General features: G+C 66.0%; 18 protein-coding genes and 1 other RNA gene. 12 read left to right on the top strand and 7 right to left on the bottom strand.

Annotated elements, in window-relative coordinates:
- Window positions 1–189 precede the first annotated feature (189 nt).
- The 5 genes from ACKN61_RS13715 (at window position 190) to ACKN61_RS13695 (ending at window position 9,196) form a co-directional block, all read left to right on the top strand.
- Window positions 190–630, top strand: a complete 441-nt coding sequence (locus ACKN61_RS13715) for a transposase (RefSeq protein ID WP_408950008.1) — start codon at window positions 190–192, stop codon at window positions 628–630.
- 308 nt (window positions 631–938) lie between these two features.
- Entirely contained in the window at window positions 939–1,295 is a 357-nt protein-coding gene (locus tag ACKN61_RS13710; protein WP_408950007.1) for a hypothetical protein, read from the top strand.
- Window positions 1,296–1,571: 276 nt separating this feature from the next.
- Entirely contained in the window at window positions 1,572–4,496 is a 2,925-nt protein-coding gene (locus ACKN61_RS13705; protein ID WP_408950006.1) for a winged helix-turn-helix domain-containing protein, read from the top strand.
- An 85-nt stretch (window positions 4,497–4,581) separates the two neighbouring features.
- Window positions 4,582–7,539 carry a winged helix-turn-helix domain-containing protein gene (locus ACKN61_RS13700; RefSeq protein WP_408950005.1) on the top strand — a complete coding sequence of 986 codons (2,958 nt, stop codon included), beginning with the start codon at window positions 4,582–4,584 and terminating at the stop codon, window positions 7,537–7,539.
- Between the two features lie 280 nt (window positions 7,540–7,819).
- Window positions 7,820–9,196: a hypothetical protein gene (locus tag ACKN61_RS13695; protein ID WP_408950004.1), complete on the top strand. Its 1,377-nt coding sequence runs from the start codon at window positions 7,820–7,822 to the stop codon at window positions 9,194–9,196.
- A 431-nt stretch (window positions 9,197–9,627) separates the two neighbouring features.
- On the opposite strand, the gene ACKN61_RS13690 is transcribed toward ACKN61_RS13695, so the two are convergent.
- The 4 genes from ACKN61_RS13690 to ACKN61_RS13675 all read right to left on the bottom strand — a co-directional run bounded on the left by ACKN61_RS13690 (window position 9,628) and on the right by ACKN61_RS13675 (window position 12,696).
- The gene (locus tag ACKN61_RS13690; protein WP_408950003.1) at window positions 9,628–10,917 is read right to left on the bottom strand and encodes a hypothetical protein; all 1,290 of its coding nucleotides are present in this window, start codon (window positions 10,915–10,917) and stop codon (window positions 9,628–9,630) included.
- A gap of 195 nt (window positions 10,918–11,112) precedes the next feature.
- Complete coding sequence (locus tag ACKN61_RS13685; RefSeq protein ID WP_408950002.1) at window positions 11,113–11,478, bottom strand: hypothetical protein; 366 nt, start codon at window positions 11,476–11,478, stop codon at window positions 11,113–11,115.
- 294 nt (window positions 11,479–11,772) lie between these two features.
- Window positions 11,773–12,126, bottom strand: a transfer-messenger RNA (tmRNA) gene (gene ssrA / locus ACKN61_RS13680).
- Between the two features lie 198 nt (window positions 12,127–12,324).
- On the bottom strand, window positions 12,325–12,696 hold the full coding sequence (locus ACKN61_RS13675) for a helix-turn-helix domain-containing protein (RefSeq protein ID WP_031373591.1): 372 nt from the start codon (window positions 12,694–12,696) through the stop codon (window positions 12,325–12,327).
- Window positions 12,697–12,883: 187 nt separating this feature from the next.
- On the opposite strand from ACKN61_RS13675, the gene ACKN61_RS13670 reads away from it, so the two are divergent.
- The 3 genes from ACKN61_RS13670 to ACKN61_RS13660 are packed head-to-tail and all read left to right on the top strand — an operon-like array spanning window position 12,884 to window position 15,868.
- Window positions 12,884–13,195: a hypothetical protein gene (locus tag ACKN61_RS13670; RefSeq protein WP_408950001.1), complete on the top strand. Its 312-nt coding sequence runs from the start codon at window positions 12,884–12,886 to the stop codon at window positions 13,193–13,195.
- On the top strand, window positions 13,195–13,587 hold the full coding sequence (locus ACKN61_RS13665; RefSeq protein WP_408950000.1) for a hypothetical protein: 393 nt from the start codon (window positions 13,195–13,197) through the stop codon (window positions 13,585–13,587). The genes ACKN61_RS13670 and ACKN61_RS13665 overlap by 1 nt, the downstream gene beginning before the upstream one ends.
- Window positions 13,588–13,642: 55 nt before the next feature.
- Window positions 13,643–15,868 (top strand): CHASE domain-containing protein, encoded by a 2,226-nt coding sequence (locus tag ACKN61_RS13660; protein ID WP_408949999.1) that lies wholly within the window; start codon window positions 13,643–13,645, stop codon window positions 15,866–15,868.
- A 669-nt stretch (window positions 15,869–16,537) separates the two neighbouring features.
- Here the strand turns inward: ACKN61_RS13660 and smpB are convergent.
- Window positions 16,538–17,050 carry an SsrA-binding protein SmpB gene (gene smpB / locus ACKN61_RS13655; protein WP_408949998.1) on the bottom strand — a complete coding sequence of 171 codons (513 nt, stop codon included), beginning with the start codon at window positions 17,048–17,050 and terminating at the stop codon, window positions 16,538–16,540.
- A gap of 333 nt (window positions 17,051–17,383) precedes the next feature.
- On the opposite strand from smpB, the gene ACKN61_RS13650 reads away from it, so the two are divergent.
- Window positions 17,384–17,851 carry a type II toxin-antitoxin system RatA family toxin gene (locus ACKN61_RS13650; RefSeq protein WP_031372714.1) on the top strand — a complete coding sequence of 156 codons (468 nt, stop codon included), beginning with the start codon at window positions 17,384–17,386 and terminating at the stop codon, window positions 17,849–17,851.
- 11 nt (window positions 17,852–17,862) lie between these two features.
- Complete coding sequence (locus ACKN61_RS13645; protein WP_408949997.1) at window positions 17,863–18,129, top strand: RnfH family protein; 267 nt, start codon at window positions 17,863–17,865, stop codon at window positions 18,127–18,129.
- A gap of 101 nt (window positions 18,130–18,230) precedes the next feature.
- Here the strand turns inward: ACKN61_RS13645 and ACKN61_RS13640 are convergent, their stop codons facing one another.
- Window positions 18,231–18,632: an outer membrane protein assembly factor BamE gene (locus ACKN61_RS13640; protein WP_031372716.1), complete on the bottom strand. Its 402-nt coding sequence runs from the start codon at window positions 18,630–18,632 to the stop codon at window positions 18,231–18,233.
- 221 nt (window positions 18,633–18,853) lie between these two features.
- Between ACKN61_RS13640 and fur the strand changes: the two genes are divergently transcribed.
- Window positions 18,854–19,255 carry a ferric iron uptake transcriptional regulator gene (gene fur / locus ACKN61_RS13635; protein WP_031372717.1) on the top strand — a complete coding sequence of 134 codons (402 nt, stop codon included), beginning with the start codon at window positions 18,854–18,856 and terminating at the stop codon, window positions 19,253–19,255.
- Between the two features lie 8 nt (window positions 19,256–19,263).
- On the top strand, window positions 19,264–19,776 hold the full coding sequence (locus ACKN61_RS13630; RefSeq protein WP_152566281.1) for a DUF2199 domain-containing protein: 513 nt from the start codon (window positions 19,264–19,266) through the stop codon (window positions 19,774–19,776).
- A gap of 176 nt (window positions 19,777–19,952) precedes the next feature.
- On the opposite strand, the gene recN is transcribed toward ACKN61_RS13630, so the two are convergent.
- A complete protein-coding gene (gene recN, locus ACKN61_RS13625; RefSeq protein ID WP_223620147.1) occupies window positions 19,953–21,635 on the bottom strand; it encodes a DNA repair protein RecN in 1,683 nt (560 codons plus the stop codon).
- Window positions 21,636–21,845: the final 210 nt, after the last annotated feature.

Raw genomic sequence — 21,845 nt, 5'->3', positions numbered from 1 at the left:
CGGCCCGCCTTGCACGCAGTACGCAAGGCGGGCCGGTTTTTGCGGTAAGCCGGCCGGGCTGCATCGGCGCCGGGATTGTCTCAGGCGGTTTCGGCCGCCGCCGTGTCTCGTCCGACCTGCATCGAACGCCCGCAGCGAAGACGTCTGTCTCTCCCCGTTGTGCAAGCGATATTCATCGGAGTTCTTCGTATGACCTTATCCCTGGTCGAGTCGCCGCAATTCAAGTTCACCGACGAGCAGTGGCGAATCGTCGCGTCGCATCTTCCGCGCCAGTACCAGGCGCGCATTCTCAACAACACCGGCGACTACCGCACTTTCATCGAGGCGGTGTTGTGGGTGGTCGCCAACAATGCGCCGTGGACCAGCGTGCCGCAGGGCTTCGGTTCGTGGCGGGCGATCTACGTGCGCTTCCTGCGTTGGTCCGAAAACGAACACTGGATCGCGGTGGAACGCGCCATTGGCATGGACAGCGAGCTGGCCAAGGGACTGCGCGAACGCGTCGAGCGCTACCACGCGAGCAACCGCTGGCGCCGCAAGCGCGGCGAAGCGCTGTCGCCCAAGCCCGCTGCGGTGGAGAGCGACCTGGAAAGCGAAATGGCCAGGCGCTGGGGTGTGTTGAAAGCGGGCTGAGTCGCGTCCGCAAGCTTAAGGAAGCCAGGCTTCCATCTCGACACGCCGCACCCCCTGCGGCGTTTACGGCGGTACCGCCGCCGGCCCCCCCTCCGGCCCGCGGGCCGCTTTGCGGCCGCATCGGCTGCTTTGCGTCGGGCCGGCCCTGCCTCTGTGTTTCGGACGGTTCGACGCGCTTTTGCCCTGCCTGCCGCGACCCAGCTTCGCCCGCACTCGACCGCCGCGCACGCTTTCCGCGCAACGGGTTGGTCGGTCCGCTGCGGGGACGGGAACTCGAATCGATCTACATTCCAACCGGAAAGTTATTGATGAAGAACGCCACCGTTTTCAACCGTTCTTGCCTGGCCCTGGCGGTCATCGTGCTGTGCATGAGCGAGGGCCATGCCACGCGCGCCGACGACAGCAAGTTCGTCGATTGCGGCTCGACCTCGAACGGCCTTTCGGTGCGGGCGGCATCGGTGCAGCCCAGGCAGTTCGCGTGCCCGCGGGCGACCCTGGTCGGCGAGAGATACCTGCGTGCGGTACGCAAGAAGGCCCTTGCGAGCGTCCGGATCAGCGTGAGCGGGGCGACCTGGATTTGCCGGGAGCGCCTGTACGACACCAATCCCGTGCTGGAATGCATCCTGCAGCGAGAGCCGCGCGAGATCGTCACGCTGGTGTCCTGAGCCCTTACCGCAGCCATCGTTCCGTCATCCCGACATGCCGAGGCCTGTCCGCGACCCGTGCGAAACCGCATCGCGCGACCCTCGGCGTCACGCGCCAACAGGGTATGAGCGGGCTTGCCGAACGCCGGTAACGGCCGCATGATTATTCAGCATCTTCAGATCGTGGGCGACCCTCGGACGGCCGCCGGCGACGAATGCTCGACCTGCGTCGGTACCCGCATCCAACGTTCCTGACGATCTTGCGCCGCACGACGGCGACACCAAGGTAAGAACACGATGACGACGCCGTGGCCCGCGGATGCCTGGTACCTGCAACTGGCCGACCTGACCATCGATCTGCGTTTTCGCCGGCTGATTCATTCAGGCCAAAGCGTGGAACTGCCGCAGCGGGTTTTCGACCTGTGCTTGCTGTTGCTGAGCGAGCCCAACCGGCTGCATACGCGCACCGAACTGTTCGACCGGCTGTGGGCCGGCACCATCGTCGAAGACACCAACCTGTCGCAGAACGTGTGGCTGCTGCGCAAAGCCCTGGGCGAGGAACGCAAGGGTTGGATCCGCACGGTGGCCAAGAGCGGCTACGTGTTCGAGCCGCCGGCGCCGTTGCAGTGGTTCAAGCAGTTGCCACCGGCTCCGCAGGCGGCTGGCGAAGCTATCGCTCCGGCGGATTCGCAAGCCTTCGCCGAGACTGGCGAGTACCTGGCGTTCGCCGAGTCGCAGCAGGTCGTTCTTGAAGAGCCTTCTGCCTCGGCCGGTTCGATGGCGGTGTTCGATCCGGTGCCGCTGTCGACGGCCGTCGAACCCTGGCCGCTGCCCCTGCCGGCTCCGCTACCGGCGGGCCTGCGCGGCGGGAGGCGGGTGTGGGCGTTCGCCGTGCTCGGCCTGATCGTGCTGGCCGGGGCGATGGTCTTGTTCGCCCAGCGCTGGAACGGGTTCGGTGCGAGCGAGCCGAAGCTCGCCGTGGCGCTGGTGACGATCGAGGATCTGCAGGTCACGTCGCGCTGGCCGGCCAAGTTGCTCGAAGAGTGGCTGAGCTGGAAGCTGGGCAGCCTGCCCGAGGTCAATCTGCTCAGCGAAAGCGATCTGGTCGCCGATCAAGATTCGGCGACGGTGCAAGTGGTGTTCCTGTCGTCGGTGCGCGTGCCCAACGACCCCGAGAAAATCGCGCTGTACGTGCGTTTCCAGGAGGACGGCAAGGAACAGCGTCTGGAAGTGAAGGGCGATCCCTCCGAGATGCCGGCCCTGGTCGATTCGGTGTCGCGCCAGCTCGTGGCCCGCTTGCTTCCCGCTCGTGAGGCGCGATGGCCCGCACTGGAACTCAGCGCGGCCGCGGCCCAGCGCTATGAGCAGGCGGCGCTGGCGCTCGATCGACGCGACTGGATGTCGGCGGTTTCGATAGGCAGCGAGATCGTCGAGTCGGCGCCGCGCTTCGGCTTGATGCGGCTGCAGTTGGCGCAGGCGCACGCACGGCTGTCACAAGGCGCCGCGGCGACGGCGCAGATGGAGGTCGCGGTGAAGTTGCTTGCGACCGCGCCGCCCGAGGCGGCCGACTTGCTGGAAGCGCAGCGACTGGCGCTCGATCCGCGCCGCGGGCAGGACGCACTCAAGGCGTTCTCGGCCCTGGCCGACCGGCATCCCGACAAGGCCGCCTATCAATTGCAATACGCGCGCTTGCTGGTCAACGCCGGCGAGCCGCGAGGGGCCTTGGCGCGGCTGGCCGATGCCGGCGGCCAGGACGTCATCGGCGTACGCATCGCCAAGCATCTGTTGCGGGCGGACGCGTACCAGGCACTCGGCGATCCGGCGCGGATGCGTACGCAGGCGGCCGCCGCCGAGCGCCTTGCGCGCGACGCCGGTGCCGGCTGGACCTTGGAACGCGCCGACGCCTTGCTGCTGGCGGCTCGCGCCGACAGCCTGCAGTTTCCAGAGCGTCCGGTGCCTGCCGCCTACGAACAGGCGGCGACGCTGTACGAGCAAGGCGGCAATTCGACCGGCGCGCTGCACGCCAGGGTATTGGCGCGTATGGCCGGCCCCCTGACCGGGGAAGCGGACGCGGCCTTGGATGCGCTGCTGGCGCGCGCCAACGCCGGCGGCTACCACCGTCTCGAAGTGGACGTGCTGGTCGCCAGCGCCGACCAGTACATGAAGGCCGGCGATGCCGACACGTATCGCGCGCGGCTGTTGCAGGCGGCGGCGGTCGCGGACGCTTCCGGCGATCTGCTGTCGATGGCTCAGCTGGATTTCAGATTGCTGCGAAACGACATGCTGACGCTGCGGTTCGACAGCGCGGCGGTTCGCATCGAACGCCTGCGCGCCATGAAGGTTCAGGGCAACCTGGGGACTGCTTCGGAACAGTTCGCTGCGAGCTTGCTGCTTCTGCGCGGGCACTATATCGAAGGTCTGGAGGTCATCAATCAAGCCGAGCGCTTGTTGCCGGCCGTACCTGCGGGCCATGCCGAGTCGGAAGCCCATGCGCAATTGGCATGCACGCGCGTGGTGCCCCTGGTGGCGCTGGGGCGGGTGCCTGAAGCGCGTCGCAATCAAGATCGCTGTTCGCAGAGCGACGCGGTGGTCTCGCGCTCGCGGGGCTTGCTCAGCAAGACCTATATCGAATTGTTGCTGGGCGACCGCATTCAGGCCGCGACCTCGCTGAGCCAGGCCGAACAATCCTTGCCGAACAAACCGCCCGAGCGCTGGATTCAACTGCTGGAACTGGCCAGGCAGGCGACCCTGCTCGGGCAGCCGGAGAAATCCGAGCGTATCCATGCGCAGTTGCTGCCGCAGCTGCAGCCGACCGGTTACACCGCTTATGTCGCCCAAACCCTGACCGGGCAGGCCGAAAGTACCGCGGCCATGGGCGACTGGGCGCGCAGCCGCGCCCTTGCGGCCGAGGTTCGCCGGACGATTCCCGCGGATGTGTGGTTCCTGATCAAACGCTTGGAACTGCTCGCCATTGCCGATGCGCTACAGCACGGCGACCGGCGCACGGCGATCGCCAAGGCGAGCGCATTGCACGCGCGCGCGCATCGGCTTGGCGATGCGGTCCTGGAGATGCAAGTGCACAGCATGTTCGAACCGGGCGTTCTCGATGACGATTGCAGCGCGGCCGAGCGCGAGGCCTTGGTCGCCCGCACCGGCATGCGCGGCAGCAACGTCGATTGGCTGAACCTCTCGCGACCTGCCGGCCGAGGGACTTCGCGGTAGCGAGTCTGTGCCTGCATCCAAACTTCCCGACGATGGATCCTGGCAACCTAGTGCCGCATGACCGCGACCCCAAGGTGAGAACACGATGAGCACGCCGTGGCCCGCGGATGCCTGGTATCTGCAACTGGCCGACCTGACCATCGATCTGCGCTTTCGCCGGCTGATGCATTCCGGGCAAAGCGTGGAACTGCCGCAGCGGGTCTTCGATCTGTGGCTGCTGCTGCTGAGCGAACCCAACCGGCTGCATACCCGCACCGAGTTGTTCGACCGCTTGTGGGCCGGCACGATCGTCGAAGACACCAACCTATCGCAGAACGTCTGGCTGTTGCGCAAGGCCCTGGGCGAGGAGCGCAAGAGTTGGATCCGCACCGTGGCCAAGAGCGGCTACGTGTTCGAGCCGCCGGCGCCCTTGCAATGGTTCAAGCAGCTGCCGCCGGCTGCGCAGGCGGATGGCGCACCCAGTGCGCCCGGGGATTCGAAAGCGTTCGCCGGAGCCGCCGAGCACGCCGCATTTGCCGAGTCGCGGCAGGTGGCGCTTGCCGAGCCTTCCGCCGCGAAGGGTTCGGTGGCGGGGCAGGTGTTCGATGCCGTGTCGCTGTCGACCGCCGTCGACTCCGGGCCGCTGCCTATACCGGCTGCGGTTCCGGTTGCGGTTCCGGCTGCGGTGCGGGGCCGGCGAGGCGGCAAGCGGGTGTGGGCGTTGGCGGCGCTCGGCCTGGTCGTGGTCGCAGCGGCGATGCTCTTGTTCGCCCAGCGTTGGAGCGGGTTCGGGGCGAGCGAGCCGAAACTGGCGGTGGCGCTGGTGACGATCGAGGACCAACAGACCGCCTCGCGATGGCCGGCCAAGCTGCTCGAGGAGTGGTTGGGCTGGAAGCTGGGCAGCCTGCCCGAGGTCGATCTGCTTAGCGAAAGCGATCTGGCCGCCGGGCAAGGGCCGTCGGCCGCCAAAGTCGTATTTTTATCGTCGGTGCAGTCGCCCGGCGATCCGAAGCGAATGACGCTGTACGTGCGTTTCCACGAGGAAGGCGGGAAGGAGGAGCGTCTCGAGTTCAAGGGCGATCCTTCCGATATGCCGGCCCTGGTCGATTCTGCGTCCCGCCAGGTCCTGGCCCGTTTGCTGCCCGCTCGCGAAGCGCCGTGGCCGGCGTTGGAGCTGAGTGCGAAAGCCGCCCAGCGTTACGAGCAGGCAGCGTTGGCGCTCGATCGCCGCGATTGGATGTCCGCGGTCTCGATCGGCAACGAAGTGGTCGAGGCGGCGCCGCGCTTCGGCCTGATGCGCCTGCAACTGGCGCAAGCGCAGGCGCGGCTCTCGCAAAGCGCCGCGGCCGCGGCGCAGATGGAGCTCGCGGTCGAACTGCTGCATGCCGCACCGGCCGAGGTGGTTGCGTTGCTGCATGCGCAAGCCCTCGGGCTCGATCCCCGCCGCAGCCAGGACGCACTGAAGGCGTTCGCCACCCTGGCCGACCGCCATCCCGACAAAGTCGCGTATCGATTGGAATATGCCCGCCTGTCGATCGAGGCCGGCAAGCCGCAGGAGGCCCTGGCGCGACTGGCCGACGGCGCCGGCGATCGGCATGCGATCGCGGTGAGAATCGCCCAGCATCTGTTGCGCGCCGAGGCCTACGCCAAACTCGGCGATCCCGCCCGGATGCGTACGCAGGCGGGCGCCGCCGAGCGCTCGGCCCGCCAGGCCGGTCCGGGATGGATTTTGGAAACAGCCGATGCCCTGTTGTCGAAGGCCCGGGCCGACAGCAATCAGTTCCCCGAGCGCCCGGTCCCGGCTGCCTACGAACAGTCGGCCCAGCTCTACGAGCAGGGTGGGAACTCGACCGGCGCATTGCGCGCGCGGGTATTGGCGCGCATCGCCGGGCCGTTGACGGGCGATGCGGATCCGGCCCTGGACGTATTGCTGGCGCGCGCCAACGCAGGCGGCTATCACCGCCTGGAGGTCGACGTTCTGGTCGCCAGCGCGGATCAGTACCTGAAGGCGGGCGATGCCGACAGCTATCGCGCGCGGTTGATGCAGGCGGCGGCCATCGCCAACGCGTCCGGAGACTGGGTTTCGATGGCACTGCTGGACGTGCGCTTGTTGTACGACGGCCTGTTGACGCTCAGGCTCGACAGCGCCGCCGTCCGCAGCGCACGTCTGCGCGAACTGCAACTGCAGGGCAAGTTGCGCCTGCTGTCGAACCAACTCGCCGGGGGACTGGCCTTGATGCGCGGGCATGCGGCGGAGGCTTTGGAAATCTCGCGCGAGACCGAGCGTCTGTTGCCGGCCTTGTCTGCGGGGCAGGAGGGGTCGGAGGCGCATGCGCAGTTGGGCTGCGCACGCACGGATTATTTGCTCGCCCTGGGCAGGTTGGCCGAAGTGCGCAAGGAACTGGACCGTTGCTCGCAAGGCGACCGGCAAACCCTGCGTAGCCTGGTCTTGCTGGGCCGGAGCCAAGTGGCGTTGCTGGGGGGCGATTCCGTCCAGGCCACCGGTTTGCTGGAGCAGGCCGAAGCATCCCTGCCGACTGCCGCGCCGGACAGTTGGAACCAAGGCTTGGAGGTCGCTCGGTTGGCGACTGTGTTGGGCCAGACGGAGAAATCAGAACGCATCTATTCGCAGTTGCTGCCGCCGCTGCAGCGCAGCGGCTACACCTTGTTCGTCGCCCAGGCCATTACCGGGCTGGCGGAGAACGCGGCGGCCCGAGGCGATTGGGTGCGCAGCCGAATCCACGCCACCAACGTGCGCAAGCTGATTCCCGCCGATGCCTGGTTCCTGAGCGCTCGATTGGATCTGCTGGCCGTTGCCGATGCGCGCCAGCGCGGCGACCGGGCCACGGCGGTCGCGATGGCGGGTAACTTGCACCAGCGCGCCAGGCAACTGGGCGACGTCATCATCGAGATGCAAGTGCACCGGATCTTGGAGCCGGGTGCTTTCGAGAACGATTGCAGCGCCGCCGAGCGCGAAGCCATGGTCGCCCGCACCGGTATGCGCGGCATCGATGTCGATTGGCTTGTGCCTGCGGGCGAGGCCGCTCGAGGCGCCTCGCCCTGAGCTTTCCACACGACACGACGGGGAGTGGTCGCCGCAGCCGCCGCAGCCGCCGTAGCCGTAGCGCGGCAGGTGCCGGCCCGCGGTACCTGCGCGTGATCGCGCCCGCGATCGATATCGGCGACCTTTAAGCCCGCCCGTACTAAGCGGGTAGGGCGATACCTGTGCCAGTCGTCACTCACGCAGACGCTCCCGAAGGGGCGGCAACCAGCCGCTGGGCGACGGCGTTGCCGGCGTCCGGGCCGTCGCTTGCGCCGGGTCGTTCGAGAAGCGTGAACGCCCGATGCACGGATTCGCTTCCGGCGTTCGAGCGAACGCTTTTTTTATTCTCTCCGGGGCGGTGTTCTCTGTATCGTTCGGCTCGCGGTCGAGCTTCGTGATGCAGCGCTCAAAACGCTGCGAAGTATCCGGGTCGATCGCGCCGCAAGCCTTCCCGCCCGGACAACGGACGCGGCGGCTGTGGCGCACGACGACCGTGTCGAGATCGAAAGCGACGAGACGCCACCGCTCTTCGCCGAGCTGTCTGTACCCCCATGAATTCTTTATTGCCGGCTGCCGTGCAGCTCGGGCAATCGTTTCGGCTGCGCGTTGTTCGGCGGTAACGACGGCCGCGACGGCATCAGATCGAGGTTGGATGAGCACGACCGATTTCTCCCAGGAACGCAGCGTCCGCATCGCCGCATCGTCGATCGCGGTGGCGACGACTTTGTCGATCGGCGCGCTGCTGTTCCGCCCCGTCGCATTGTCGTCGACGGCGTCGGCGATGGACGTGGTGTTGATCGATCGCATCGTGCGTATCGAACCGGCGGCTGACGTATCGCAGCCGATAACGCAACGTCCCGGTACCGCATCGCCGGTCGGCAAGCAGCCGGATCCGCAGCGCGAATCGATGCCTCAGCCCGAAAATACAGTGCTCTCTGCGCAGAAGCCGGCGGCCGCCGAGCCGCCACCGGCGCAGCCGAACCCGACCGTCGAGCCTGCGCCGCCGAACCGCTGGCTGCTGCCGGACCGTTTCAGCATGCGCCCTCGCAATGCGCCGGCCGACCCGGCGCTGGCCCCGAAACCGCGCGCACCTGGAGACCCCAGCGAACGCAGTCAGTACTACGCCAAAAAGCTGCTGGAGCGCCGTAATCGGCTGGGGGATCAGCCCCCGCCGCTGCACGACTGGTTCGGCGATGCGGGCAAAAAGGCCGCACGCGAAGACGGCCAAGTCTCGGTCAATCGTGTCGCCGAAGCGATCTTCGGCAAGGACATCCAGTCGGCGAAGGCGCGCCCGCCGCCGTCGGTGCGGTTCCGTCCGGAATTACACGAACGACCTTCCGACCTCGGCAGCGAAGCGACCGGCAATGCCTACAAGGCCGCAGCCGTCGCGTACGAAGCGGTGCCCGGCCTCGAAGGCGAAGCCAGCCGGCGCATCCGCGAAGCCATCGACCTGTTGCTCAAGCTGCCCACGGGCTGCGAGCGGCAAACCGTGGAAGGCTGGTTGGCCCCTGCGCGCAAGCACCTGGCCGAGCTCGAACGCGCGGAATACGCCTACGGCCACGGCGCCGACCCGATCCGCCGCGAGCACATGCTGCCGCGCGCCGCCGACACCGCTTACGACCAGGCCCGGCGCGCCATCGCCTATGCGGAAGCACGGTTGGCGGGGTGCGGGACATAAGTTTAAGTGAAGTTGGTCGACACCGGCCCGGTCCAGAATAAGGCGCAGGAACTGGGCGAGGTCACTCGCAGGCATCGTTGATGAAGGAGCGCGGTTGGCACCCACCCTCGGTTGCTTGGTCTGCAGGTTTCGACATGCCCGCGGTCTTCAGGCTGTTTACTAACGCGGACCTACGCACTTACACCACATGAACCTCGGCGATCTCCACGGCCAGCATCAGCTCAGCCAGGAACACGTCGTCGCCCAAGGCGCTTGGGACCACGACGGCGACTAGTATCCGGGGCACGCGCGCGACCAGATGCGCACGCTTCGGGTCAGTTTAAGCATTACGCGCGCAAGTTTCGCTCGGCAATATCGTTACGAGCTTGGTCGCGCTCTCGATTGGGTTCGAGGACGAAGCAAGCTCACTTAAATTAAACACTGGCCTACGCTTAGAAGGGAACATCGTCGACATCGACCCAGTCGCTCGCGAACATTTCCAAGTTGGCAGACTTAAAGGCCGCGTCGAGCTGTTCGTTTGACAGCGATTTGTTCTTTTTAAGCTCGGTAGCAACGTCATTAAAGCCAAAGCTGTTGCTGATCTCTGGATTTTCGCCTGCAGCTTCGATAACCGCAATCACTTGCTTTGCACTGAACTCGCGTGCGCAGTAGATCACGTATCTAGCCCACGAATTTGCTTCGTCATAATTACGCGACTTTTTATAGAGTTCGATTACGCGATCTAGGGCTTCTGGTGGGTGATAAAAGAAAGTTGATTGCTCAAAGTCAACTCTGGACGCCCTTGCGATTCGAGCAAGTGTTCTGCTTCTAAGGGGAGCAATGTCAATCGTGCTCTCAATAATGTCGAAGTCGTCGCTGGACAGGGTGTCCACGTAGATTTCGAATTTGGCAATCAAATCTGGCTCCAGTACCGGCCAAGATCGTGGAACTACCTTTGCCAGGCTGATTGCAGAGAAAACGTTGTCCCGGTAGTTCCGGAGAATCTGCGGAAGTTTCTTGCGAATTGTGTCCTCGTAGACTTGCCCGTGCATCAAGGAGATTGCTTCAAGTGCTGCTATCAAGCCCCCGCGCCGAAGCGCGTGAGCTGGCATGGCCATTCTCTTGATAATTTCTAAAATGATACTCCGGACCAGGGATTCTCTTGGTTTATTGAGGGGGCCGTTCGAAAGGACCTTAAGAGCTTCCTTCGACGATTTTGGAAAGTATTCGGAGAATATCTCTTCCTCAAGGCGAGCCAATGCTTGCTTGCCTTGGACTGGTGGATGCTGGAGGAGGTGATCAATAGCTGAGACGATATGTAATCGAGCTAGTTCTGCCGGCGGACGATAATCCGTCTCTTCAGCGATCAATGAGGGATGGGCGCAACGGTTACGGTCATCCTGGAGCCGCTGCAAGTCAAACAGCTCCATGGGTGAGAGAAGCTCAAATGATTTTGCGGTAGTTAGTATTTCTCGTTCAAACGCCAAGGCTGCACTAAGGTTATTCGTGGAGCGAATCAATTCAATTTTCTCAGCAAGTTTCTCGGCATTCTTGTCGCCTGTCAGGGCGAGTTCTCTGAACTTGTCTATGAGGTCAAGACAAACTGCAACCCATGTTGAAACGATCGCCGCGCGAAAGGCGCCGGCGTTGTAACTGGCGGTTGCTTCCGAAATGAGTCGGCGGGCCCTGTCGTCACGACAGCGAAGGACGAGCTCATCAAGGTCGCTAAGTGTGGTCCTCACTGCAGATCTCCCATCCGGCGATACCGGGTCTTCGGCGAGTTTGTGCCATGTGTTGATTGGTTGCGCCAATGCTAAGGCACGGAAGCCCGTTGTGCTTTCCTGTAACGCTTGAGAATGACGTAACGAAGTGGCGCGATTTCGGCACTGTCAAGAGTTGTCCCTGTAACCCTGGCCCAAAGCCGAGGCTTTAGGCTTTCAGGCGATTGCCGCCCGGATCAAGCCTTTGATTAGAGCGTCGATGAGGATGCTCGTAGTGATGGCAAACGGTAACCCGATCAGCGCGAGTTTGAGAATCTGGTGGTTAGGACCCGCAATCGCGCTGATCCATTGGACCGTCCGGGCGCCCAGGTAAGCTGAGATGACGGTGACGAGCGCATACCTGACCCCTGTAATGGCCGGCTGATTGAATTTGGCTCCGACTACACCGACAGCTGCAGCGAGTGTTAGCCATTCGGTTATGCGAAAGACTTCTTCCGCGACCATGCGAACGAAGAGGTTGAGCGGGGCGGTTTCCTTCGTTTGGATAGCGTTTTGCAGGTATTCGTTGAATTCATCGCGCATTTCGATATCCCTGTCGGTCTAGTCCCCGCACCTTGATTTACCCCTTAGTCGTTTGTCCATCGCCCAGCAGGTACAGCCCGCCGGCGTCCGAGAGCTTGATTGGCTTGGTGCCGGACTTTGCTTGCGGATTGCCACGTCAGTGGGGGTGTCTGTGTAGATCATGAGGGGATGTACCCCAAGATATACCCCCGTCGCTGCACGTCCTATGTTGGACGGGGCAGGGCTGCGGCGGACACAAAAAAAGCCGGAAACCGTGAGGTTTCCAGCTTTGTCTGTGACCCACCAGGATCGAATTGGTGGAGGTGGGCGGAATCGAACCGCCGTCCGAAGGCACTCCATCCCCGGCACTACATGCTTAGCGCTCCGTTAGATCTCGCCCCCGAACAGCACGGCGCGCAAAGCGCATCCAGGAACCAGCCTGTTTTGAGTTGACCGGGTGCTGACAGGCAACCACTCCCGGCGATTCCGTGATAATGACCCTACATTGCGAGCACGGACACAAGCAATTTCGGGGCTTACGCCTTAAGCGGCGAGAGCGTAGTTGTCGTCGTTGGCAACTAAAAGTTTGCAGCTGGATTTACGAGGAAAGCTACCCCCTCGGCATGCGCCAAGTGATTTCGCGACCCCCGTCGAAGCCAGTGCACCCCCGGGGACAGCAACCATCGCTGACGTGTTCAGTATAGGGGCTGGCGCCGGGTTCTCAAGCGTTACCGTGCGATGACGCACCGGCGATTCAGGCGCGGCGCTCGAATGCGGGCGCGCGTCCGCCGAACGACAGGCAGGCGCCGGCCATCGCGATGCGATCGAGTGGAGGCGCGAACGGCCGGGTGCGCGGCCTGGTCCGGCTCAGTTGCCGTCGAGCAGTTCGATCAGGGCGCGGCGTTTCTTGCGCGACAACTTGCGCATCAGGCCCATCAGGCGCAGTTCGTCGGGGTCGCTGTATTTGGCGGCGTTTTCGCGCACCGACAGCGATTTGCCTTCGATGGTGCCGCGCCCGGTCGCCAGCCATTCGAAGCTGACGTGCTGCTGCACGGCGATCTGCAGCATGCGTTCGAGCTCGGGCAGGGCCAGGCCGACCAGCCACTTGCGGGCGGTTTCGCGGCTGACGTCGTAGTAAGCGGATAGCGCGCCTGTGCGGGCCCGGCCTTTGGCGAATCCGGAAAAATCGAGGGCCTGGTGCAGCCGATTGGCGAATTCTTGGTGAGGCGCGTTGGTCATGAGGTCTCGCCGGAGCATCCTGCAGGGCTGAAACGTGGCGCCGCCCACCCTGGCTGTCGGCCGGGCGAGGATAGCGCAACTCATTGTTGCGTACGCTTCCCGAAATTGATCACTCTTTTTGGTCGTTGAAAAGAGCAATTTGCGGTGGTAAGTTGGCTGGGCATGGATGCCACTCAGAGGTCACGCTATGGAAGGCAGAGCTAAAAAGAAGGCCCGGCGGAGTGCCGGCAACGCTGCGAAGGCAGCGGCGGCGCCCCGTTCCAGGGGCGCGCGCAGGCTCGAGCGGGGCGGGTCGCCCAATCCCATCGAACGCTATATCGCCTGTTTCGCCACCGCCCGCGAGGCGGCGTCGGCGGCCGGGGTGTCGGCGGCCATGCTGCGGCGCATGCGGGTGCGCGGCTATGTCTCGACCCGGGCACGGGCCTTGCTGATGGCGCAGGCCTGTGAGTTCCGGATCGAGGCGGTCGAGCTGATGGCCTTGCCGAAGGGGGACGGCTGATGGCCCGGCTGGGATCAGGGCTGGGTGCGGAGCTGGGTGCGGGGCAGGGCCTGGGCGCGCTGGTGCTGCAGCCGGCAGCGCTGGTCTTCGGGCTGTGCCTGTTGCTCGCCGCGGCGGGGCTGGCCGGGTGGTGGTGGCGACGGCGGCGGCGCCTGTCGCCGCACGAGCGCCTGGCCTGGCGCGCCGACCGCAACGGGCGCGCGCTGCTGCAACTGGCCGACGAGATCGAGGGTTTCCTGATCCGCCAGCACGAGGCCGGCGTGTCGGTACGGCAGCAGCGGCACTGGCCGCAATTGTGTCGCCAGGTCGCGGCCGAGCACCTGGAGTGCATCAATTGCCTGTTGCTGGAAGGGGTCTGGCACGAGGAGGGCAAGCCGCCCGACGACCGTTGATCGGCGGCCGGGGCCGTGATGCCGTCACTACAATCCGGCGGGTATGCTTGCGGCGATGACGACGACCGATCCGGCCGCCCACGCCAGCCCCCCGAACGACGGGGTCGATTCCGAACTTTCCGGCCTGGTGCCGCGACGCGGTTATCTGCTCGCGCTCGCGGTGCTGATCGGCGCGCTGATCCTGGTGTTCACCGCGTGGCGGATCGCGCGCGACCGCGAACTGCGCTCGGCGCAGGCCGAGTTCATCAGCCAGACCGTGCAGGTCACCGAGCTGATCCAGCAACGCCTGGTCAATTACGAACTGGTCGCGCGCGGCGGCGTGTCGTTGTTCGCCTCGGTGCAACGGCCGACGGCGGCGCAGTGGAAGGCCTATGTCGAAGGCATGAACATGCAGCGCCGGTTTCCGGCGACGCTGGGCCTGGGCTTCAGCGGCTACGTGCCGCAGCGGCTGCTGGTGCAGTTGCAGAACGAATGGCGCGACGCCGGCTACGGCTTGCTGTCGATACGGCCGCAGGGCCGGCGCGACGTGTACGGGCCGATTTTGTACCTGGAGCCGAAGACGCCGGCGAACGTCGCGGCGATCGGTTACGACATGTACGCCGAACAGGTGCGTCACACCGCCCTGGAAGCGGCGCTGGACTCGGGCCAGGCCTGGCTGTCGGGCAAGATCCAGTTGATCCAGGACGGGGACAAGCAGAACACCGGCATGCTGCTGGCCTTGCCGGTCTACCTCGGCGGCGGGCGCCCGCAGACCCTGGAGCTGCGGCGCGCGGAAATGCAGGGCTGGGTGTACGTGCCGTTCCGCATGGGGCGTTTCGTCGAAGTGGCGCTGGGCGACACCCACGCCGACATGCGCTTCCGCATCTTCGATGAAACCGGCGGGCGCGACGAGCTGTTGTACGCCAGCCCGAACCTGAAGACCGATACCACCGCGGCTTTCGTGCACCGCGCCGCATTCGACATCTATGGACGCACCTGGCGCATCGAATACGAATCGCCGCCGGTGGAAGAAGCGGTGCCGCGCCTGGAAGGCCTGCGCAACATGTTCGCCCTGGGCCTGTTCTCGGCGCTGCTGCTGTACAGCATCGCGTTGATGCTGGCGCGCACCGAGTCGCGCGCGCGCCACATCGCGCTGCGCATGACCGAAGACTTCCGCCGCAGCGAAACCCGGTTCCGCAGCGCGATGCAGTACTCGGCGATCGGCAAGGCCTTGCTCGACAGCGAGGGGCGCATCGTCGATTCCAACCCGGCCCTGGCCACTATCGTCGGCCTGGGGCCGGCGCAGTTGCTGGGCCAACGTTTCGACAGCCTGCTCGAGGACGAGGACGCCGACACGCCGAGCGGCGCCAGCCACACCGAAGAGGACGGCGTGCACCGGGCCACGCGCCGTTTGCGGCGCCAGCACGGTGTCGCGCGCCAAGTGCAGCTGACGTATTCGCCGGTGCCGGGCAACGTCGGCCAGGACATCAGCGGCCTGGTCCAGGTCGAGGACGTCACCGAGCGCATGCGCGCGGAAGCGCGCGTGCATGCGCTCAACCGCACCCTGGAGGCGCGCGTGGCCTTGCGCACGCGCGAGCTCAGCCAGGCCAACCAGGAGCTGGAAGCCTTCGCCTACAGCGTCTCGCACGACCTGCGCGCGCCCTTGCGCGCGATCGACGGTTTCAGCCGCATCCTCGGCGAGAAATACGCCGACCGTTTCGACGCCGCCGGCAACGATTACCTGGCGCGGGTGCGCAAGGCCGCCGCACGCATGGGCGACCTGATCGATGCCTTGCTGAAGATGTCGCGCCTGGCGCGCAGCGAGCTCAAGCACGAATCGGTCGATCTGAGCCGCATCGCCAACGAGTTGATCGAGGAGCTGCGCATGGGCGACGCGCAGCGCAAGGTTGAGGCGTCGATCGAACCCGGCATGCAGGTGATCGGCGATGCGTCCTTGCTGCGCAATCTGCTCGGCAACCTGCTCGGCAACGCCTGGAAATTCACCCGCGACCGCGACCCGGCGCGGATCGAGTTCGGCACCCAGGAGACGGCGAGCGGCGTGCGTGAGTTCTACCTGCGCGACAACGGCACCGGTTTTCCGCAGGCTTATGTCGACAAGCTGTTCCGGCCGTTCCAGCGCCTGCACAGCGTCGAGGATTTCGCTGGCCACGGCATCGGCCTGGCCTCGGTCAAGCGCATCGTCGAGCGCCACGGCGGCACGATCCGCGCCGAAGGCCGCGAAGGCGAGGGCGCGGCCTTCTATTTCACCCTGCCGCACGATGGGGCCGGGCGAGGGGAGTGAGGCGGGGGCCGCGGAAGCGGTCCGTCAACGCTGGTCGATGCCTCGGTTTTCGTCGCGAGGTGCCGCTTGCCTGTCGCGGCTTGCGCCGCTCCTACCCCAAAGCGGCGACCTGCCCGGGTAGGAGCGGCGCAAGCCGCGACCGCGAAATCCATGCGGCCGCGTAAACCAACAGCCCGCGCACAGGCGGGCGGTGGTGTTTGGAGAAACCCGTCGGTCGGCGGGCTTGGGATCAGGCGTCGCGGTTGTGCCGGCGCATCACGCGCTGTTTTTCGTCGCGAGGTGCCGCTCGCCTGTCGCGGCTCGCGCCGCTCCTACCCCAAAGCGGCGACCTGCCCGGGTAGGAGCGGCGCAAGCCGCGACCGCGAAATCCATGCGGCCGCGTAAACCAACAGCCCGCGCACAGGCGGGCGGTGGTGTTTGGAGAAACCCGTCGGTCGGCGGGCTTGGGATCAGGCGTCGCGGTTGTGCCGGCGCATCACGCGCTGTTTTTCGTCGCGAGGTGCCGGTCGCCTGTCGCGGCTTGCGCCGCTCCTACCCCAAAGCGGCGACCTGCCCGGGTAGGAGCGGCGCAAGCCGCGACCGCGAAATCCATGCGGCCGCGTAAACCAACAGCCCGCGCACAGGCGGGCGGTGGTGTTTGGAGAAACCCGTCGGTCGGCGGGCTTGGGATCAGGCGTCGCGGTTGTGCCGGCGCATCACGCGCTGTTTTTCGCGCGCCCAGTCGCGTTCCTTGCTCGCCTCGCGCTTGTCGTGGCTCTGCTTGCCCTTGGCCAGCGAGATTTCCAGCTTGACCTTGTTGCCTTTCCAGTACATCGCGGTCGGCACGACCGTGTAGCCGTCGCGCTGGACGCGGCCGATCAGGTTGTCGATCTCGTTGCGGTGGAGCAGCAGCTTGCGGGTGCGGCGTTCCTCGGCGACGACGTGGGTCGAGGCGGAGATCAGCGGGCTGATCTGCGCGCCGATCAGGAACATCTCGTCGTGCAGGATGACGGCGTAGCTTTCGGTGATGTTTGCGCGTCCGGCGCGGATGGATTTGAGCTCCCAGCCCTGCAGCGACAGACCGGCCTCGAAGCGTTCTTCGAGGTGGTAATCGTGACGCGCACGCTTGTTCAGCGCGATGGTGCCGCCCGCGCTGCCCTTTCCTTTATCCTTGCCGGCCTTGTTGTTCGTAGTTTTAGCCATGAGTGATTGTCCACGATCCGGAGGCGGTTTGAGTAGCCGTGTCCGGTTTTGGATGAAGATCTCCGATCCGGAGGCGGTTTGACTAGCCGCCGTGCGTTTTAGGCGGGGCGCTCCGATCTGGAGCGGCTGAGCCGCCCCGGTTTGGAATCAAGTTTCACGATCCGCAGGCGGCCGAGACGCCCTTACCGGCTTTGGCCCGGATAGGATGTGCTACTGCCGAAGCGGGCCGTCGAAACCGCGGCCTTTCGGACACGTTTTCGACGACCTTGCGGCAACGGCCGTTCCGAGGCCCCCGCTTGAAATCCGCTTTGCGGACCTTATTGCGATAAGCACATGCCTACGATTCGCCGTTCCGCCCTCGTCGAACACTCCGCCGCGCGCATGTTCGCCCTGGTCAACGATGTCGCCGCGTACCCGCGCCGTTTCGACTGGTGCGAGCAGGCGCTGGTGCTCGAAGCCGACGAGGCCCACATGGTGGCGCGGCTCGACCTGGGCCTGGGCGCGCTGCGGACCTGGTTCACCACCCACAACAGCTTGTCGCCGCCGCACCACATCGAGCTCAAGCTGGTCGACGGGCCGTTCCGCAAGCTGGGCGGGCGCTGGGAATTCCACGCGCTGGACGAGTCGGCCTGCAAGGTCACCCTGACCCTGGAATTCGAGCCGGCGGTGAAGCTGCTGGGGCCGGCGATGGCGCTGGGCTTCCAGAGCCTGGCCGACCGCATGGTCGACGATTTCGTTCGGGTCGCCGATCGCGGCGCCGAGCCGGCGCTGCCGTCGGTGACCGGCCCGAGCCCGGCCTGAGCGGCATCGCGGTGAAGATCGAGCTGGTCCGGGCCTGGCCGCGCCGTTTCGAGGCGCTGACCGTGGAACTGGCCGATGGCGCCACCGTCGCCGATGCACTCGCCGCGGCCGGGTGGGGCACGGACGCCGAAATCAGCGGCTATGCGGTGTTCGGGGTCAAGGCGGTGGCGGACACGCCGCTGCGCGATGGCGACCGGCTCGAATTGCTGCGGCCTTTGCAGATCGACCCCAAGGAAGCGCGCCGCCGCCGCGCCGCCGAGCGCCCGCTCAAGAAATAAGCGCGCGCAAAACCAACGACGGCCCGGACGCAAGGCGGCCGGACCGGCAGGGGTGACGCTGCAGCGGGAGGCTGGGCGACCGCGAGGCCGCGCGCCGGGGATCAGCGCCGGCGGCGCTTGTCCTTATCCTTGTCCTTGGCCAGGTTGCGGCCGAACTGCTTGACCGAGGCGCGGGCGATCTGCTCGTCCTGCTCGGCGAAGTAGTCGCCTTCCCACTTGGTCAGGCTGTCGTTCTCGAACCACAGGGTCAGGTTCTTGCGATCGGTGTGGCCGAGGCGGTCGACGCGCTGGGTCGAGGTGTAGTCCCAGCGGTTCTGGTGGAACGGGTCTTCGATCGACGGGGTGCCCAGCAGCAACTGCACCTGCTGCTTGGTCATGCCGGTCTGGAGCTGGTCGATCGCGGTCTTCTCGAGCAGATTGCCCTGATAGATCGGCTGCTTGTAGATGATGCCGCAGCCGGCGGTGAGCATGGACAGCGAGAGGACGAGCAGGAGCTTACGCATCGGGTAGGGTTCTGCGGCAGTCGAAGGCAACGGGGCCGATGATACACTGAAGCCCGCACCCACCAAGGGCGGATCACGGCGCGCGGAGACCCCTCGCGTTCATCCGCCATTCCGGCCCAGCCAGCCCCGTCCGCTCCATGCGCAGCCGCCCGCGGCCACGGCCAGCCGGTCAACACCCAGGCACGGCGAACGCCGGTCGAATCGATCTGAAGGGAACACTCATGGAATCGCAGGACCTGCGCAACGTCGGACTCAAGGTCACCCATCCGCGCCTGCGGATCCTGGAGCTGCTGGAGCAATCCAAGCCGCGCCACATGACCGCCGAGGACATCTACCGGATGTTGCTGGAAAAGGGCGAGGACATCGGCCTGGCCACGGTCTACCGCGTGCTGACCCAGTTCGAGTCGGCGGGCCTGGTGCTCAAGCACAATTTCGAGGCCGGCCAGTCGGTGTACGAACTCGACCGCGGCCATCACCACGACCACATGGTCGACATCGACAGCGGCAAGATCATCGAGTTCGAAAGCTCGGAGATCGAAGAGCTGCAGCGCAAGATCGCGGCCAAGCACGGCTACGAGATCGAAGAGCACTCGCTGGTGCTGTACGTGCGCAAGAAGAAGTGAAGGCCGACATGTCCGGCGAGACGATGCTGCCGTGCTCGTGCTGCGGCGAACTCGTCGCGCTGTCGGACATGGAGTACTCCTTCACCTTCCCGGACGCTTACCACGCCCTCGACAACGCCGCGCGCTGCGCGCCGGACACCTTCTGCGACGCGAACTTCTGCGCGATCGGCGGCGGCCAGCTGTTCGTGCGCGGGGTGATTCCGTTGCCGGTCGAGGGCGGCGACGACTACTGCATCGGCGCCTGGGTCGAGTTGGCCGAACACGATTGGCGCCTGGCGCGGATGATGTGGGACGAGCCCGGCAACGACCGCGTGCCCGAATTCGCCGGCACCCTGGCTAACCACATCCCGCGCGTCTACGAGTTCAGCACCCTCGGCCTGGAGCTGCGGGTGCAGTTGCACGACGACACCCGCCCGACCTTCCGCCTGGTCGATAGCGGGCATCCGCTCGAAGACGAACAGCGCCAGGGCATCACCCCGCACCGGGCGGCGTTCTTCACCGGGCTGCCCGATCTCGATTGAGGCGGCTATCGATGAAGGATCGAGTCGGCGATCGATCGTGCTTGCTCGATTGATCCAGGGCGAACGAGCTTGCTCGATCGGTGCAAGCCCAACGGGCTTGCTTGATCGACCCAGGCCGAAGCCGCTCCAAGGCTGAGCTCGATGTCGGCTCTGAGCCGAATCCCGAATCCCCGACCTCAGACCACGTCGGCCAACAGCCGCTTGGCCGCGGCGCGCACTTCTTTATTGAGTTCGATGCCGCCGAGCATGCGCGCGAGTTCTTCCTCGCGCTGCTTGGCGCCGAGCACCTGCACCGCGCTCTGGGTCACGCCTTCGCTGGCGGCCTTGCTGACGCGGTAGTGGGCGTGGCCCTGGGCCGCGACCTGGGCCAGGTGGGTCACGCACAGCACCTGGCGGCTGGCGCCGAGCGCGCGCAGCTTCTGGCCGACGATCTCGGCCACGGCGCCGCCGATGCCGGAATCGACTTCGTCGAAGACCATGGTCGCGACCGCATCGAGGCCGAAGGCCGCGACTTCGATCGCCAGCGAGATGCGCGAGAGTTCGCCGCCGGAGGCGACCTTGCGCAGCGGCCGGGCCGGCTGGCCGGGGTTGGCCGCGACCAGGAACTCCACGCGCTCGCCGCCTTGCGGATCGGGGCGGTCCTCGTCGAGCGGCTCCAGGGCGACGTCGAAACGCCCGCCGCCCATGCCGAGTTCGCCGATCAGCACGCTGGTGGTGTCGGACAGGCTCTTGGCGGCCTTGCGGCGCGCCTCGCCCAGGGTGTCGGCGGCGCGGCGCCACTGTGCGCGTGCGCTCTGGATTTCGCCGTCGAGCACCTGCAGGCGGTCGCCGGCGCTGCGCAACTGGTCGAGTTCGCCGGCCATGCCGTCGCGGGTGGCCGGCAGTTGTTCGGGCGCGACCCGGTGCTTGCGCGCCAGCTCGTGCAGGCGGCCGATCTTGTTTTCGATCTGCTCGAAGGCCGAAGGGTCGAGGTCGAGGTCGTCGCGGACCCGGTCGAGCAGGGTCAGCGCTTCGTCGATCTGGATCGCGGCGTTGTCGAGCATGGCGTCGACATCGTTCAAGCGCGGCTCGTGCTCGGCGACGCGCTGCAGCTCGCCGCGCACCTGTTGCACCAGGCGGGTCAGCGACGGGCCTTCGTCGCCGCCGAGGCGGGCGAAGGCCGATTCGCAGGCGGCGATGAGGCCGGCGGCATGGGCATGGCGGCGATGGTCGCTGAGCAGCTTGGCCAAGGCCTCGGCTTCGAGGACTTCGCGTTCGAGCTCGGCGTGCTGATGCTCCAGCCAGGCGATGCGGTCGGAGACGTCGCCCTGCGCCGACAGCGTGTCGCGTTCGCGCAGCAGCGCGCTCCACTGTTGCGCGGCGGCTTCGACCACGGCCAACGGCGCGTCGTGGCGGCCGTAGGCATCGAGCAGGCCGAGCTGGCTGGCGCGCGACATCAGCGCCTGGTGTTCGTGCTGGCCGTGGATCTCGACCAGGCGCCCGGCGAGCTCGCCGAGCTGGCTCAGGGTGACCGGGCGGCCGTTGATCCAGGCGCGCGAACCGCCGTCGGCGCGGATCACCCGGCGGATCTGGCAGATCGCAGCCTCGCCGTCGCCGGTTTCGTCGAGTTCGTTGTCGCGCAGCCAGGCCGCGGCCAGCGGCGCATCGTCGAGGGTGAAGTCGGCGACCAGTTCGGCGCGGTCGGCGCCATGGCGGACCACGCCGCTGTCGGCGCGCAGGCCGGACAGCAGACCGAGGGCGTCGACCAGCAGCGACTTACCGGCACCGGTTTCGCCGGAGATCACGGTGAGGCCGGGACCGAAGCTGAGTTCGGCGGCGCTGACGACGGCGAATTGCTTGAGCGAGAGGTGAGCGAGCATGCGGCGGCGATTGTGCCTTGGCGGCGAGAGACTGGGAATGGGCGGCAAGCGGGCCGGAGGGTAGGGCGGATGCGGATCACAGGGTGAGACGAACAGGCTGAGACGAGCGGACGCGTACGCCGCCGGCAGTGTGCACGAGGATTCTTACCGATGCGGACGCAGCGCGCAGGGCGGGGCGACCGATGCGGACCGCCATCGTCGAATCGGACG

Source organism: Lysobacter sp. Hz25 (assembly GCF_046097045.1).
Lineage (GTDB): Bacteria > Pseudomonadota > Gammaproteobacteria > Xanthomonadales > Xanthomonadaceae > Lysobacter > Lysobacter antibioticus_B.
This window is presented reverse-complemented; position numbering and strand designations above follow the sequence as displayed.

Coding starts and splice junctions, on each gene's coding strand:
- ACKN61_RS13715 (WP_408950008.1), top strand. CDS start 190: ATGACCTTATCCCTGGTCGAGTCGCCGCAATTCAAGTTCACCGACGAG.
- ACKN61_RS13710 (WP_408950007.1), top strand. CDS start 939: ATGAAGAACGCCACCGTTTTCAACCGTTCTTGCCTGGCCCTGGCGGTC.
- ACKN61_RS13705 (WP_408950006.1), top strand. CDS start 1,572: ATGACGACGCCGTGGCCCGCGGATGCCTGGTACCTGCAACTGGCCGAC.
- ACKN61_RS13700 (WP_408950005.1), top strand. CDS start 4,582: ATGAGCACGCCGTGGCCCGCGGATGCCTGGTATCTGCAACTGGCCGAC.
- ACKN61_RS13695 (WP_408950004.1), top strand. CDS start 7,820: ATGCACGGATTCGCTTCCGGCGTTCGAGCGAACGCTTTTTTTATTCTC.
- ACKN61_RS13685 (WP_408950002.1), bottom strand. CDS start 11,478: ATGCGCGATGAATTCAACGAATACCTGCAAAACGCTATCCAAACGAAG.
- ACKN61_RS13675 (WP_031373591.1), bottom strand. CDS start 12,696: ATGACCAACGCGCCTCACCAAGAATTCGCCAATCGGCTGCACCAGGCC.
- ACKN61_RS13670 (WP_408950001.1), top strand. CDS start 12,884: ATGGAAGGCAGAGCTAAAAAGAAGGCCCGGCGGAGTGCCGGCAACGCT.
- ACKN61_RS13665 (WP_408950000.1), top strand. CDS start 13,195: ATGGCCCGGCTGGGATCAGGGCTGGGTGCGGAGCTGGGTGCGGGGCAG.
- ACKN61_RS13660 (WP_408949999.1), top strand. CDS start 13,643: ATGACGACGACCGATCCGGCCGCCCACGCCAGCCCCCCGAACGACGGG.
- smpB (WP_408949998.1), bottom strand. CDS start 17,050: ATGGCTAAAACTACGAACAACAAGGCCGGCAAGGATAAAGGAAAGGGC.
- ACKN61_RS13650 (WP_031372714.1), top strand. CDS start 17,384: ATGCCTACGATTCGCCGTTCCGCCCTCGTCGAACACTCCGCCGCGCGC.
- ACKN61_RS13640 (WP_031372716.1), bottom strand. CDS start 18,632: ATGCGTAAGCTCCTGCTCGTCCTCTCGCTGTCCATGCTCACCGCCGGC.
- fur (WP_031372717.1), top strand. CDS start 18,854: ATGGAATCGCAGGACCTGCGCAACGTCGGACTCAAGGTCACCCATCCG.
- ACKN61_RS13630 (WP_152566281.1), top strand. CDS start 19,264: ATGTCCGGCGAGACGATGCTGCCGTGCTCGTGCTGCGGCGAACTCGTC.
- recN (WP_223620147.1), bottom strand. CDS start 21,635: ATGCTCGCTCACCTCTCGCTCAAGCAATTCGCCGTCGTCAGCGCCGCC.